Source organism: Litorivita pollutaquae, from assembly GCF_003205515.1.
GTDB classification, from domain to species: Bacteria; Pseudomonadota; Alphaproteobacteria; order Rhodobacterales; family Rhodobacteraceae; genus Litorivita; species Litorivita pollutaquae.
Genome location: NZ_KZ826484.1, coordinates 260206 through 274261, shown reverse-complemented (window position 1 = coordinate 274261; position 14056 = coordinate 260206). Strand labels below are relative to the sequence as shown.

The following is a 14056-nucleotide window of genomic DNA, read 5'->3' as shown; positions in this document are numbered from 1 at the left end:
GTATCCGTCCGCTTCCGCCACCTCTGTGACCGTCCCGTCCGCCCCGTCTGGCGCCCCGTTAGCGTATCGTCGCTGCCGGTGAAGGGGGTTCTAGTGTTATCAAACAAATCCCGCAAGTGGTTTTTTCGCAAAACCGTCATTTCTTTCGGCTACCATGATCGTTTCGGCGCTAACAGGACCGAATACCCTAGTAAAATAAGGCGTTTTGCCTATGCAAAAATTTTGACCGCCTCGCGTATTTTCTTTGCTGGTCGCCAGATTACGCGCGAATCCGAGGCTTAAACAGACACTGGGCGTGACCGATATACGCTCAAAGACAGCCTGACCGTGCATAAGCGAAGCAACGGTGCCGTTTAAGGCGCGTTTGAGGCGGAATCGCTATGGGTTCGACTCGGCGTTCGGGCCGATTTGCGACTCGCGACGCCAAATTCGGGGAATCATATTGGATGGGACAGATACGAAGCCCGCTTTGGCGGGCGCATCTCTTCCTCTGCACCGGCTGCCCTCTGTGCACCCGCCACACCGCCACCAGTCGCAGCCAAACGGGAGACACGTATACAATATATATAGCTCGCTCCCGCACCACCGATGCCCTGCCACACCATAGGGCAGATGCCCCCTTGCGGAATCGCGCTTTAACCGAGTAAATAAGTCGGGTAATTCACCGTCCAGCCACCGCAGTCGCGCAGCCCGACACTAGAGACCCCATTTGGAGCCTGCCCTATGATGACCCCTCGTATTTCGATCAACACCCGCGCCGTGATCGCGGCGGCGCTTTGCGCTGCGCCGCTCGCCGTATCCGCCGACACCACACCCGATAGCGCCGCCGTCGCCAATACCTATGCCGCGATTGCTGCGGCCAGCTACGAAGACAGCCTGATCACCGCGCGGGCACTGGATGCTGCGATTGATGCGTTGATTGCTGCGCCCTCTGCCGAAGCCCTGCAAACCGCGCGTGCCGCATGGTTGGCGGCCCGCGTGCCTTATCAACAGACCGAAGTGTTCCGGTTCGGCAATGCGCTGGTGGATGATTGGGAAGGCAAGGTCAACGCATGGCCCTTAGACGAGGGTTTGATTGACTATGTCGATGCCTCCTATGGCGGGGCCACGGACGAAAACGCTCTGGGCGGTCTTAATGTCATCGCAACACCGGCCTTTACGCTTTCAGGCAAAGAGGTGGACGCATCGCACATCACCCCCGCATTCCTCGCAGAAACCCTGCATGAGGCCGACGGGATCGAAGCCAATGTCGCCACCGGATACCATGCCATTGAATTCCTGCTCTGGGGGCAGGATTTGAATGGTCACGCCGCCGGTGCGGGCAACCGGCCCTGGACCGACTATGCAACTGGCGACGCTTGCACCAACGCGCCTTGCGATCGTCGCGGCGCTTATCTGGCCGCCGCTTCGGATCTGTTGGTTTCAGACCTCGAATATATGGCGGGCGCATGGGCGCAAGGCGGCGCGGCGCGCGAGGCTCTTGGCACCGATGGCGCGGCGTTGGCAGCGATGCTAACCGGCATGGGGTCGCTTTCCTATGGCGAGCAGGCCGGCGAGCGGATGCGTCTTGGCGTGATGCTCAACGATCCCGAGGAAGAGCATGATTGTTTTTCCGATAACACCCACAACAGCCATTACTATGACGGTATGGGCGTGCAGAACGTCTATCTGGGTCAGTACACCCGCGCGGATGGCCGTCAGGTCAGCGGCCCGTCGCTGTCGGATATGGTGCGGGCTACCGATCCGGCGTTGGATGCCGAAATGCGCAACAAGCTGAGCGCCACGATGAAAGCATTGGGCCAGATCAAAACCGCAGCCGAAGCGGGCTTTGCTTATGACCAGATGCTTGAGCGCGGCAATGAAGCCGGCGAAGCCTTGATCATGGGCGGTGTGAATGCCCTCGTCGATCAAACCCGTTCCATCGAACGGGCCGTCACGGTTCTGGGTCTCGACAACATTGCATTCGAAGGCTCCGACAGCCTCGACAACCCCGATGCGGTTTTCCAGTAAGCCGCAGGCTCAAGCCGAACACACCGCCGCCCGTTCGGCGGCCTAAGGAGAAGACCATGAAGGCCCCGACCCCTATGACCCGCCGGATGTGCGATGCGCTCCATGCCACGTCCGCTCGCGGCCTCATCCTCCCTGCCAGCCTCGCCGCCGCTTTGATCGGCGGCGGGGCCTACGCGGAGGGCGCGCGCCTATCGCCGTTTTGGCAAGAGATCGCCACCACCGAGCCGCATCTCGATATCGTGCCGCGCACCGAATCCGAGGCCGCGCGCATCGCGTCGGTCACGGCCCCTCCGACAGATTTCACCAAACCCGAAGCCTTCGAGGAAAACCCCGCAGGGGCCGCAACCACCCGGCTGCGCACCGGCGCGGATGCGTTTTCGCAGTTTTCGAATAATATGCCCTTTGAAAGCGAGATGCGCTTCAAACTGGGCAACGGTCTATTTCGCAAACTCTGGGTTGCCTCACCCTCGTCCACCTTGGCGTCTGACGGGCTTGGCCCGATTTATAACGCGCGCGGGTGCCAAAGGTGCCACCTCAAAGACGGGCGCGGTCATCCCCCCGAGGGGCCGGATGACTTGGCCACTTCGATGTTCTTGCGCATTGCCGTGCCCGTGCCTGTGTCTCTGCCCGATGCACAGGCCGAAGACGCCGATGCGCGCAATGCCGCAATTGAAGGGTATATCGCCACGCTTCCCGATCCGACCTATGGCGGGCAGTTCCAGGATTTCGCCAGCACCGGCCACGCGGGCGAAGGCCGGATGGAAATCACCTATACCGAAGAACCCGTCAGGCTCGCCGATGGCGAGACCGTATCGCGGCGCCGCCCAGTATATAAGGCAAGCGATCTTCAATACGGCCCCATGCATAAGGATGCCCAAATCAGCCCCCGCGTGGCGCCGCAGATGATCGGCCTGGGATTGATCGAAGCCATTCCCGCCTCGGATATTCTGGCCTTGGCTGACCCCGACGATGCGGATGGCGATGGAATTTCAGGCCGCCCCAATGTGGTCTGGTCCGGCGAGTTTGACCGCCCGATGTTGGGCCGGTTCGGATGGAAGGCAGGCAAGCCCACTGTCCGGTCACAATCCGCAGGGGCGTTTTCCGGCGACATGGGCCTGTCATCTTCCCTGCACCCTGATCCTTGGGGCGATTGCACCGAAGCTCAAACCGATTGCCGCGCTGCGCTGCATGGTGACGGGGATGCGCGCGGCTTCGAGGTGGATGATGCCGCGCTCGATCTGGTGACCTTCTACAGCCGCAATCTTGCCGTGCCCGCCCGCCCCGATGCGGGTGATGCGCAGGTATTGCGCGGGAAGCAGGTATTTTTTGATCTGGGCTGCGCGTCCTGCCACACACCGCGTTTCGTCACCCATCGGTTGAAGAACCAACCGGAGCAAAGCTTTCAACTCGTCGCGCCTTATAGCGATTTCCTGCTGCATGATATGGGTGAGGGATTGGCCGACCATATGCCCGAGGCCCGCGCAACGGGCCGCGAATGGCGCACGCCGCCTTTGTGGGGTATTGGGAAGACGGAACGGGTCAGTGGCCACACGCAATTCTTGCATGACGGGCGCGCGCGCAACCTGCTCGAAGCGATCCTGTGGCATGGCGGCGAAGCGCAGCCTGCCCGCGATGCCGTCGCTGGCTTGCCCGCAGATGCCCGTGCCGATCTGATCCACTTTTTGGAAAGCCTCTAAATGCCACGCATGATTGCCAGACACCTGCCCCGAGCCCCTCGCGCCGCAACCCTTGCCGTCGCAGCCCTCGCCGCCATGATGATGCTTGCGGCGCGGCCTGCTCCCGCGCAGGAAACCCCGCCACCGGTTCTGTCCGAGGCCGAAAAAGCCGCGCGTGTGGCCGATGTCATCGACGCGCATATCCTGCCGCGCTTTGCCGCATTGGCTGAGACCACCGCGCATCTGGCGGATGTGGCGCGCGCGCATTGCACGGCACAGGACACCGAGTTGCGCGCCGCTTACGACGCGGCCTTTGATGCCTGGATCTCGGCCAGCCACCTGCGGTTTGGCCCGACGGAAACCGACACACGCGCTTTTGCTTTGGCCTTTTGGCCGGACACGCGCGGAGCCACCCCGCGCAGCATCGCTGCAATGATTGCCGCCGAAGATCCCGCCGTGCAAAGCCCTGCGGCCTACGCCGAGGTGTCGATCGCGGCGCGCGGGTTCTATGCGATGGAGGCGCTGCTCTTTGATGACACGCTTTCTGTTGCGGGCAATGCCGATTATCGCTGTGCGTTGCTCCAAGCGATGAGCGCCGACAGCGCGGCAACTTCGGCGGCGATCCTCGCCGAGTGGCAAGACAGCTACGCAGAGGAAATGATGACCGACGGGCCGCGGTATCGCAGCCGCACCGAAGCGGTGCAGGTGCTCTACAAGGTGCTGAACGAAGGACTGGAGTTCACCGCCGATACCCGTCTGGGCCGGCCATTGGGCAGCTTTGAACGCCCGCGCCCGACCCGCGCCGAAGCCCGACGTTCGGGACGGTCCTGGCGGCATGTGATGCTCTCGGTGGCCAGCCTCGAAGATCTTGCGCTGCGATTGGCCGGCGATGACGCTGCGCTTGGCGATGATCTTACAGGGGCGTTCGAACATGCTTTGACGGTTGGTGGGGATCTCGACGATCCGGTGTTTGCGGGTGTGATCGACCCGACCGGACGGCTCAAGATCGAAATCTTGCAACAATCGGTGCAGGCCGCCCGCGCTGTGGTGCGCGGATCGCTCGGGCCGCGCCTTGGCGTGGCGGCAGGGTTCAATGCCTTGGACGGCGATTGATATGACATCGCGCCGCGCTTTTCTGGCGGGGATGCTCGCCTCGTCCCTAACCCCGATCCCGACATGGGCGGACGCGGGCAGTCCGGCGTTTTTGTCGGCGGCGCGGTTGCCGGACGGCGCATATGTGTTGTGCGGGCTCGCAACGAACGGCGGCATGGTATTTCAATTGCCCCTCCCCGCCCGAGGCCACGCGGCAGCAGCGCATCCCAAACGCCCCGAGGTCGTGGCTTTTGCCCGACGCCCCGGCAATTTCGCCATGGTGATCGATTGTGCACGCGGCGCAGTAACCACCGAATTGCATGCCCCCGTGGGGTTTCATTTCTACGGGCATGGCGTGTTTTCACGGGATGCCCGGCGGCTCTATACCACCGAAAACCAATATGACGCGGCCCGCGGCATGATTGGCGTGTGGGATGCCGCGAACGGATACAAACGTATCGGCCATTTCGAAAGCGGTGGCATTGGCCCGCATGAGATTAGCCGCCTGCCCGAAACAGACACATTGATCGTCGCGAATGGCGGCATCGAAACCCATCCTGAGGCGGGTCGCGCCAAGCTCAACCTCGCCACCATGGCCCCGAATCTAAGCTATATTTCCGAGACAGGCGAGATGTTGGAACAGGCTGCACTTGCACCGGACCTGCATCAAAACTCGATCCGCCATATTGACGTGAACGCGGCGGGCGCGGTGGCTATGGGTATGCAATGGCAAGGCGACATGACCGAGGTGCCGCCTTTGGTCGCGGTCCATCGGCGCGGCGGGGCCGTGCAGCTTTTGGATGCGGGAACAGAGCTACACCGCGATGTCGATGGCTATATTGGGTCGATTGCGTTTGATCCTACGGCGGAAATCATCGCCGCGACCTGCCCGCGCGGCGGGCGGGTGTTGCTGTTTGATGCAACCTCAGGGCGCCCGCGCGCGCCAGTGGAGGCCATTGATGCCTGCGGCGTGGCACGACACGGGCGCGGCTTGATCGTGACCAGCGGCACCGGCGCGGTCGGCGCATTGCACGGCACGGACCTCACACCACAGAGCAGGCATAATCTGGCCTTCGACAACCATCTTGTGCGCCTTTAAGCAAGGCATGGGCGCGACGCGCGCAGCTGTCGTCCATTAAAATATCATATGGCAGGCACACCGCCCGTCACCGCCCACCGGCACCCTCCACCATAGCCACTGGTCAAAACCTCCAAATTATGTTAGCGCTAGCATGACTCGTCACGCCAGAGGAGACTGCCATGACCACCACACTTGCCATCAATGGATTTGGACGAATTGGCCGCTGTGTTCTGCGGGCCTTAATTGAATCAAACCGCACTGATTTGGACATTGTCGCCATCAACGACCTGACCCCGATCGAAACCACTGCACATCTATTGAAGTATGATAGCGTTCACGGACGGTTTCACGCCGATGTCGCGGTCGATGGCGATCATTTGGTGATCAACGGCCACCGTATTCGCGTCACCGCAGAACGCGATCCGGCGAAACTGCCATGGGCGGGGGTTGATGTCGCACTTGAATGCACCGGGATTTTCACCACCCGCACCAAGGCCGCGGCGCATCTGGAAAACGGAGCGGGCAAAGTGTTGATTTCCGCCCCGGCAGACGGCGCCGACAAGACCATCGTTTTCGGCGTCAATGATGACACCTTGACCGCCGATGATGTGATTGTCTCGAACGCCTCTTGCACCACGAATTGCCTCGCCCCCGTGGCCAAGGTGCTGGATGATGCTTTCGGAATTACAACCGGATATATGACCACGATTCACAGCTATACCGGCGATCAACCGACATTGGATGCCGCGCATAAGGACCTTTATCGCGCCCGCGCGGCAGCCCTGTCGATGATACCGACCTCGACCGGCGCCGCCCGCGCCGTCAGCCTTGTTCTGCCGCATCTGAAAGGCAAACTGGACGGATCGGCCATACGGGTCCCAACACCGAATGTCTCGGTCATCGACCTGACGTTTATGCCTGCCAAACCTGCCACGGTTGAAACCGTCAATGCTGCGGTCCGCAGCGCGGCCCGCGCAGGATCGTTGGCGGGGATTTTGGACGTGGCCGACGCACCACTGGTCTCCAGTGACTTTAATCACGATCCGCATAGTTCGATCTTTGCCGAGGCACAAACCACCGTGACCGAAGGCGGCATGGTGCGGGTGCTGAGCTGGTATGATAACGAATGGGGGTTCTCGAACCGGATGCTCGATACTGCGGCCAAGCTTGCGGCCGTGGGGCAATCGGCGCGCGCTGTGGCTTAACCGGGCATCTGGAATCACCAAACCGCGTGGGTCGGCATGCCTAGGCAATGCTCTCTTGACCCGCGCCTAAATCTTGCGCGTCAAAGCCCCGGCAAGATCGCCAAGGATCGGGCAATCGGGGCGATGATCGCCGCAGCAGGCCTGCACCAGATCCGACAAGGTGTCCTGCATGGATTGCAACTGCGCAATCTTCTCCTCGATCCGGCCAAGATGCTCTTGCGCAATACGTTTCACATCGGCGCTGGCCCGACCCGCATCCTCGTAAAGCGCCAGAAGACTGCGGCAATCCTCAATCGAAAACCCCAAGGCACGGGCCCGGGCAATGAAGGCCAACTTGTGCAAATCCGCCGCACCAAAATCACGGTAGCCATTGGCGCTGCGCAGTGGCGCGATCAACCCGATGTCTTCGTAATAGCGAATGGTCTTGGCGGGCAGGCCGGATTTTTCGGCGGTCTCTCCAATGTTCATGCAGCTTCTCCTTTCGCGATGGGGGATATGGCAGGCACGTCCGTCAATACCGGCGTCACCCGGCGCAAGCGCAACGCATTCGACAACACGAAGATCGAGCTCAGCGCCATCGCCCCCGCACCCAACATCGGAGAAAGCGTCACGCCGAACGCCGGATAAAGCACCCCTGCCGCCACGGGGATCAGCGCGGCATTGTAGGCAAAGGCCCAAAACAGATTTTGCCGAATGTTGCGCATGGTTTTGCGCGACAGATCAAGCGCCGTGACCGCCCCGACAGGATCACCAGAGACCAACACCACATCGGCGCTCTCTATGGCGACATCGGTGCCGGTGCCTATGGCCAATCCGACATCGGCTTCGGCCAAGGCCGGTGCGTCGTTGATCCCGTCACCGGTAAAGGCCACCGCGCCATAGCGATCGCGCAGGGCCACAATCGCGGCGGCCTTGTCCTCGGGGCGCACCTCCGCCTCGACGTGATCAATCCCGAGATCTGCGGCGACAGCATCGGCGGCGGCCCGTGCATCGCCGGTGATCATGGCAACCTTGACGCCGCGCGCATGCAGCGCTTTGACCGCCGCCGCCGCAGAGGGTTTCGGCGCATCCGCAACGCTGATCAGCGCCGCCAAAGCGCCGTCAATCGCCACGAACAAGGGGCTGGCGCCCGCTGCGTCGCTTTCCGCCAGGGCCTTCGCAAATGGCGCAAGGTCCAGCCCCGCTTCACCCATCATCCGTGCCGATCCGATGCGCAGGGCGCGGCCTTCGACTTCGGCCTCGATCCCGGCGCCCGTCACCGCGCGAAAGGCCTCTACCTCGGGTAGGTCCATCCCTTTCGCCGCGCGCAGGATCGCACGGGCGACGGGATGCTCCGATCCGCTTTCAGCGGCGGCAGCGAGGCGCAACACATTGGCGCGCTCAAAACCTGCTGTACACAGGACCTCACGCACATCAGGCTGGCCTTCGGTCAATGTTCCGGTCTTGTCAAAAGCCATAACCTTGACCGCAGACAGGCGTTGCAACGCATCCCCCTTGCGAAACAAGACGCCCAATGCCGCCGCCCGACCAGTCCCGACCATGATCGACGTCGGCGTCGCCAAACCCATCGCGCAGGGACAGGCAATGATCAACACCGACACCCCCGCGACCAATGCGGACCCCAATGCCGGCGCAGGGGCAAAAATCATCCATGCCGCCACAGTGAGCAGGGCAATGGCAATCACCACCGGCACGAACACCCGCACCACGCGGTCGGCCAGTGCCTGTACCGGCAATTTGCCGCCCTGTGCCCGTTCGACCATGGCGACGATCTTGGCCAAAGCCGTATCTGCGCCGACAGCCGTGGCCTCGTATTGCAACACGCCCTGCGTGTTGATGCTGCCTGCGCTCAAGGATGCGCCTTGGGTTTTGGCAACGGGCACCGGTTCGCCGGTCATCATGCTTTCATCGACATAGCTCTCGCCCGCGCGCACCACGCCGTCGACCGCCACCCGCGCCCCCGGGCGCAGGCGCAATAGATCGCCGACGACGACCGCGCTCAACGGCACTTCGGTCCAATCTGCGCCGCGCCGGACCTCGGCCACGTCAGGGCGCAAGGCAATCAGCGCCCGTATCGCCGCCCCCGCGCGGCCTTTGGCGCGGGCTTCCAACCAGCGCCCCAAAAGGATCAATGCCACGATCACGGCGGCCGCTTCGAAATAGACCGCTGCCGCGCCATCGGGCAAAATGCCCGGCGCGAAAAGCGAGATCACCGAAAACGCATAGGCCGCACCTGCGCCCAGTGCGACAAGGCTGTTCATCTCGGGTGCGCCGCGCAGCAACGCCGGAATACCACGGATGAAAAACACCCGTCCGGGCCATAAGAAAATCAACGTGGTCAAAATAAACTGCCCCATCCAAAGGGCGTCCTGGCCGTAAAGGCCCATCAGGAAATGATGGAACGGCGGGAATAGATGCCCGCCCATCTCGACCACAAACACCGGCAGAGCCAACGCCCCCGCCACGCCTGCCGACCATGCCGCACGGCGCAATTCTGCATCCCGCCGCGCCGCGCCGGCATCTTCCTCTGCGCCAGCGCCATCCGCCGCGCCCCGCGGATGCGCCTCATATCCCGCCGATGTAATGATCCGCGCCAATTGCGCGGGATCGGTGGCCCCCTCAAGGTAGCGCACCTGCGCCGTGTCGGCGGCGAAGTTTGCCGTGGCCTCAACCACCCCTTCGGCGCCGCGCAATGCGGTTTCGACACGTCCGACACAAGAGGCGCAGCTCATTCCCGAAACATCGAATACAACCTCACGGGTGCGCGCCGGGTATCCTGCCTTGGTCAGAGCTGCGACCACATCCCGGGTCAGAACCGCCGCATCGACACCGGCCTTTGCGGTAATGGTTCCACGTTCGGTGGCCAAATTAACCGAAGCTTCCGCCACGCCTGGTGTCCCTGCGAGAGCCCGTTCGGCCCGCCCCACGCAGCCTGCGCAATGCATTCCGTCGATGGAAAAACTGATCCCATCGCGGGAGGCCTTGCGCGGCTCTGCGGCATCGTGCCCGCCAACGGGGGCGACGTGACGGGGCGTGTCATCGCCCGTGTGGGCGGGCGTTTGTGAATCATCGTGGGGCATCGGGGCGGCCTTTTTGCATCATCTCGACAGGCATATAGTCCTTCCAGTCGTGGGAAGGTCAATAGCGTGCCGGATGCCGCCCGCCCTAAAGCGACATTCTGCCATCCCGGCTACGTGTCCTGAGGACCCCACCCGCCGCCGCCCGGTGTGCGCATCACAAAAAGCCCGCCGGCAGGCAGGTCAATTTCTGCGTTGCCCTCCAAACTGATCCGCGTTCCGTCCGGCATTTGCGCGTTGTTCTCACCCACCGCCCCCGCATCGCCGCCCGCCGCGCCAAAGGGCGGCACAATGCGATGGGAACAAAGCGTGGTTACGGTCACCGGCTCAAGCATCCGCAAATGCCGTTCGGCCCCGTCACCACCGCGCCAGCGCCCCGCTCCGCCCGATCCGCGCCGGATGCCGAAATGCTCCAGCCGCACGGGAAAGCGTTTCTCCAAAATCTCGGGATCGGTCATGCGTGTGTTGGTCATATGGCTTTGCACCGCGCCGCATCCGTCAAATCCCGGCCCCGCCCCGGTGCCGCCGGCAATGGTTTCATAGTTTTGGAAGGTCTCATTCCCCCAGATGAAATTATTCATCGTGCCTTGCGATCCGGCCATCACGCCCAGCGCCCCATAAAGCGCGTTACAGGCGGCTTGACTGACCTCCGTATTGCCCGCAATCACGGCGGCAGGATAACGCGGGTTTAACATGCTGCCTTCGGGCGCGATGATCTCAACCGGTTTGAGGCAACCCTCGTTCAGCGGGATTTCCTTGCCCACCAATGTGCGGAACACATAAAGCACCACAGCACGGCAAATCGCAAAGGGCGCATTGTAATTGCCTGCGTCCTGCGCCGAGGTGCCGGTGAAATCCACCGTGGCACGTCCGGCGGTCCGGTCCACCCGAAGGGCAACCTCTATTTTGGCGCCGCTGTCCATCGGATAGGTGAAACGCCCGTCCGGCAGATCGGCCAGAATGGCCCGCACGCTGGCCTCGGCATTGTCTTGCACATGCCCCATATAGGCGGTGATCACATCGGCACCATAGCGCGCCGCAATCTGCAAAAGCGCGCGGCGACCGGTTTCATTGGCGGCGATTTGCGCCTTGAGGTCCGCGATATTTTGGTCAGGGTTGCGGGCGGGGTATTTGCCCGACGCCAACACATCGCGTGCTGCGGCTTCCAAAAATGCGCCGCCCTTCATCACTTGCATATTGTCGATGAGCACGCCTTCGTCGTCGATGTGGCGGCTGTCGGGCGGGCCGGACCCCGGGGTGCGGCCCCCGATGTCGGCATGATGCCCGCGACTGCCCAACCAATAGGCCGCGCGCCCGCCCACAAACACCGGCGTCACCACGGTCACATCGGGCAAATGTGTCCCGCCCGAAAACGGCGAATTGAGCATGAACGCATCGCCGTCCTGCACATCACGATTGCGGCGCATCACCTCTTTGATGCTGTCCGACATAGACCCCAAATGCACCGGCACATGCGGGGCATTGGCGACCAAATCACCGCGCGCATCGAAAATCGCGCAGGAAAAATCGAGCCGTTCCTTGATGTTCACCGACCAAGAGGTATTGGCCAAGGTTGCGCCCATTTGATCGGCGACCGACATGAACAGATTGCTCATCACCTCAAGCAAGACCGGATCGGCCTTGGTTCCCGCCGCCGCGCTGCGCGGGACCGCAGTGTCTCGCGTTAGGATCAGGTTTCCGGCTTCGTCGGGCGCGGCGCTCCACCCTGCCTCAATCACGTTGGTTCCGGTGGCTTCGGTGATGACGGCGGGGCCGATAACGCATGTGCCAAGGCCCAACGTATCGCGGTCATAAAGCGGCACATCACCCCATGCCTGCCCCAGATAAAGCGGCACCATCGCGGCGGCCTGTGCATCGCCGGCTGGCATGGTGTTGGCGGGCACATCAGGGGCGTGGCCTATGGCTTCGGCGGCGAGCATATCAAACAGAACCGCGCGCTCGGGCGAGGCAAAGCCAAAGCGCTGGCGATGGGCCTCTTCAAATGCGGCACGCATGTCATCGGCGCTGCCGAAGGGCACCTCAAGCGGTTGATGCGATCCCTCATAGCGCAGATGCGCATGCAGGTGCAGCCTTGGGGAAGATGCGCCTTGCTCTTCGACCTCGGCGCGGGCCTCGGCGGCGATGGCCTCCAAACCCGCGCGGGCGGGCGCAACGTCGGCCAAAGGCCCGTCATGTTGCACCTCGCGCAGGGCGCGGATTTCGGCCAAACCCATGCCATAGGCCGACAACACCCCCGCATGCGGATGCAACATCACCCGCCGCATTCCCAATGCATCGGCGACAAGGCAGGCATGTTGTCCCCCCGCCCCGCCAAAGCATTGTAAGGTATAGCCGGTCACATCATGGCCCCGCTCGACCGAGATTTTCTTGATCGCATTGGCCATGTTGTCGACGGCGATGCGCAAGAAACCGGCAGCGATATCTTCGGGGCGCATTGCCAGTTGTCCCGTGGCGGCGGCGACCTCGGCAGCCAGCCGTGCAAACCCCGCACGCGCAGCCTCCGCATCAAGAGGTTGATCCCCGTCAGGGCCGAACACCGAGGGAAAGTAATCCGGGTTCAGTTTGCCCAGCATCACGTTGCAATCGGTCACGGTCAGCGGTCCACCACGCCGGTAGCACGCCGGCCCCGGATCGGCGCCGGCGCTTTCCGGCCCGACTTGAAACCGCCCGTCGCGGAAGCTGCAGATCGAGCCGCCCCCCGCCGCAACGGTGTGAATATCCATCATCGGCGCGCGCATCCGCACGCCTGCGACCTCGGTCTCAAAGCTGCGCTCATAGGCACCGGCATAGTGGCTGACATCGGTGGACGTGCCGCCCATATCAAAACCGATCAACCGGTCGTACCCTGCGGCTTCGCCGGTTTTGACCATGCCGACAATGCCGCCCGCCGGACCTGACAAAATCGCATCGCGCCCCTGAAACCGTCCCGCATCGGTCAATCCGCCACTGGATTGCATGAACATCAACCGCGCGCAGGCGCGGCCAAGATCAAGCGCGCCAGCGACCTGATCCACGTAGCCGCGCAGAACCGGCGAGAGGTAAGCATCGACCACGGTGGTGTCACCACGCCCGACCAATTTGGCGAGGCGCGAGACCTCATGCGAGGTAGAAATTTGGGTGAACCCGACCTCGTGTGCAATCCGGGCCGCGCGGGTTTCATGCGCGGGATTGAGATACCCATGCAGTCCCGCAATCGCCACGGCGCGCAGGCCTTCATCAAACGCCGATTGCAAATCCGTGCGCAGGGCCGCCTCCTCCAAGGGGCGCAATACTCCGCCCTCGGCATCCAAGCGTTCATCCATCTCGACCACACGCTCATAAAGCAATTCAGGACGCTTGATGTGCAAATCAAACAAGCGCGGCCGCGATTGATAGCCGATCTGTAAAAGATCACCAAATCCCTTGGTGATCACCAGCAATACCCGCTCACCCTTGCGTTCAAGCAGCGCATTGGTTGCCACGGTGGTGCCCATTTTGACATGGGCGATGGACCCGTCCGCAAAAGGCGCATCCGCCGCCAGCCCCATCAAATCGCGGATACCCTGCACGGCAGCGTCCTTATAGCGTTCGGGGTTTTCCGACAGAACCTTATGCGTCACGATCTGCCCATCGGGACGACGCGCAACGATATCGGTAAACGTGCCGCCACGATCAATCCAGAATTGCCAAGCGGGCGGTGTGATGGACTGCGCCTGTGATGCGGTGTTGCGATCGGTCATAGCAAAAGCCCCGTGATGAATCTCCTGCGCCAACGGCGGGACAAAACCCATTGCGGCACCTGCGCAAATTGCTCAGCCCCCGGCGCAAATGTCAACGCGCGGGGTCTGACATACCGGCCAGCCGGGCGCATTCCGGTTAAGACCGTTACGCTTCCGGCCTTGTTGCCAGTCGATC

At 62.4% G+C, this 14056-nt stretch carries 9 protein-coding genes; 6 read left to right on the top strand and 3 right to left on the bottom strand.

Going from position 1 to position 14056, the window contains the following annotated elements; translation table 11 throughout:
• From DI396_RS16615 to gap, 6 genes are all read left to right on the top strand, one after another.
• Positions 1 to 282, top strand: a 282-nt coding sequence (locus tag DI396_RS16615) for a hypothetical protein (RefSeq protein WP_204362827.1), incomplete at its 5' end; no start/stop codon positions are given.
• 444 nt (positions 283 to 726) lie between these two features.
• The gene (locus tag DI396_RS09900) at positions 727 to 2010 is read left to right on the top strand and encodes an imelysin family protein (RefSeq protein WP_110796072.1); all 1284 of its coding nucleotides are present in this window, start codon (positions 727 to 729) and stop codon (positions 2008 to 2010) included.
• An 86-nt stretch (positions 2011 to 2096) separates the two neighbouring features.
• The gene (locus DI396_RS09895; protein ID WP_204362831.1) at positions 2097 to 3707 is read left to right on the top strand and encodes a di-heme oxidoreductase family protein; all 1611 of its coding nucleotides are present in this window, start codon (positions 2097 to 2099) and stop codon (positions 3705 to 3707) included.
• Positions 3708 to 4799, top strand: coding sequence for an imelysin family protein (locus DI396_RS09890; protein WP_235851810.1), 1092 nt, complete (start codon positions 3708 to 3710; stop codon positions 4797 to 4799).
• A gap of 1 nt (position 4800) precedes the next feature.
• Positions 4801 to 5877, top strand: coding sequence for a DUF1513 domain-containing protein (locus tag DI396_RS09885; protein ID WP_110796029.1), 1077 nt, complete (start codon positions 4801 to 4803; stop codon positions 5875 to 5877).
• 161 nt (positions 5878 to 6038) lie between these two features.
• Complete coding sequence (gene gap, locus DI396_RS09880) at positions 6039 to 7064, top strand: type I glyceraldehyde-3-phosphate dehydrogenase (protein ID WP_110796028.1); 1026 nt, start codon at positions 6039 to 6041, stop codon at positions 7062 to 7064.
• A 66-nt stretch (positions 7065 to 7130) separates the two neighbouring features.
• Here gap and cueR read toward each other — a convergent pair whose 3' ends face one another.
• The 3 genes from cueR to DI396_RS09865 all read right to left on the bottom strand — a co-directional run bounded on the left by cueR (position 7131) and on the right by DI396_RS09865 (position 13881).
• Positions 7131 to 7532, bottom strand: a complete 402-nt coding sequence (gene cueR, locus DI396_RS09875; RefSeq protein ID WP_110796027.1) for a Cu(I)-responsive transcriptional regulator — start codon at positions 7530 to 7532, stop codon at positions 7131 to 7133.
• On the bottom strand, positions 7529 to 10144 hold the full coding sequence (locus tag DI396_RS09870) for a heavy metal translocating P-type ATPase (protein WP_268876844.1): 2616 nt from the start codon (positions 10142 to 10144) through the stop codon (positions 7529 to 7531). The genes cueR and DI396_RS09870 overlap by 4 nt, the downstream gene beginning before the upstream one ends.
• 110 nt (positions 10145 to 10254) lie before the next feature.
• Complete coding sequence (locus DI396_RS09865) at positions 10255 to 13881, bottom strand: hydantoinase B/oxoprolinase family protein (protein WP_110796068.1); 3627 nt, start codon at positions 13879 to 13881, stop codon at positions 10255 to 10257.
• Positions 13882 to 14056 lie beyond the last annotated feature (175 nt).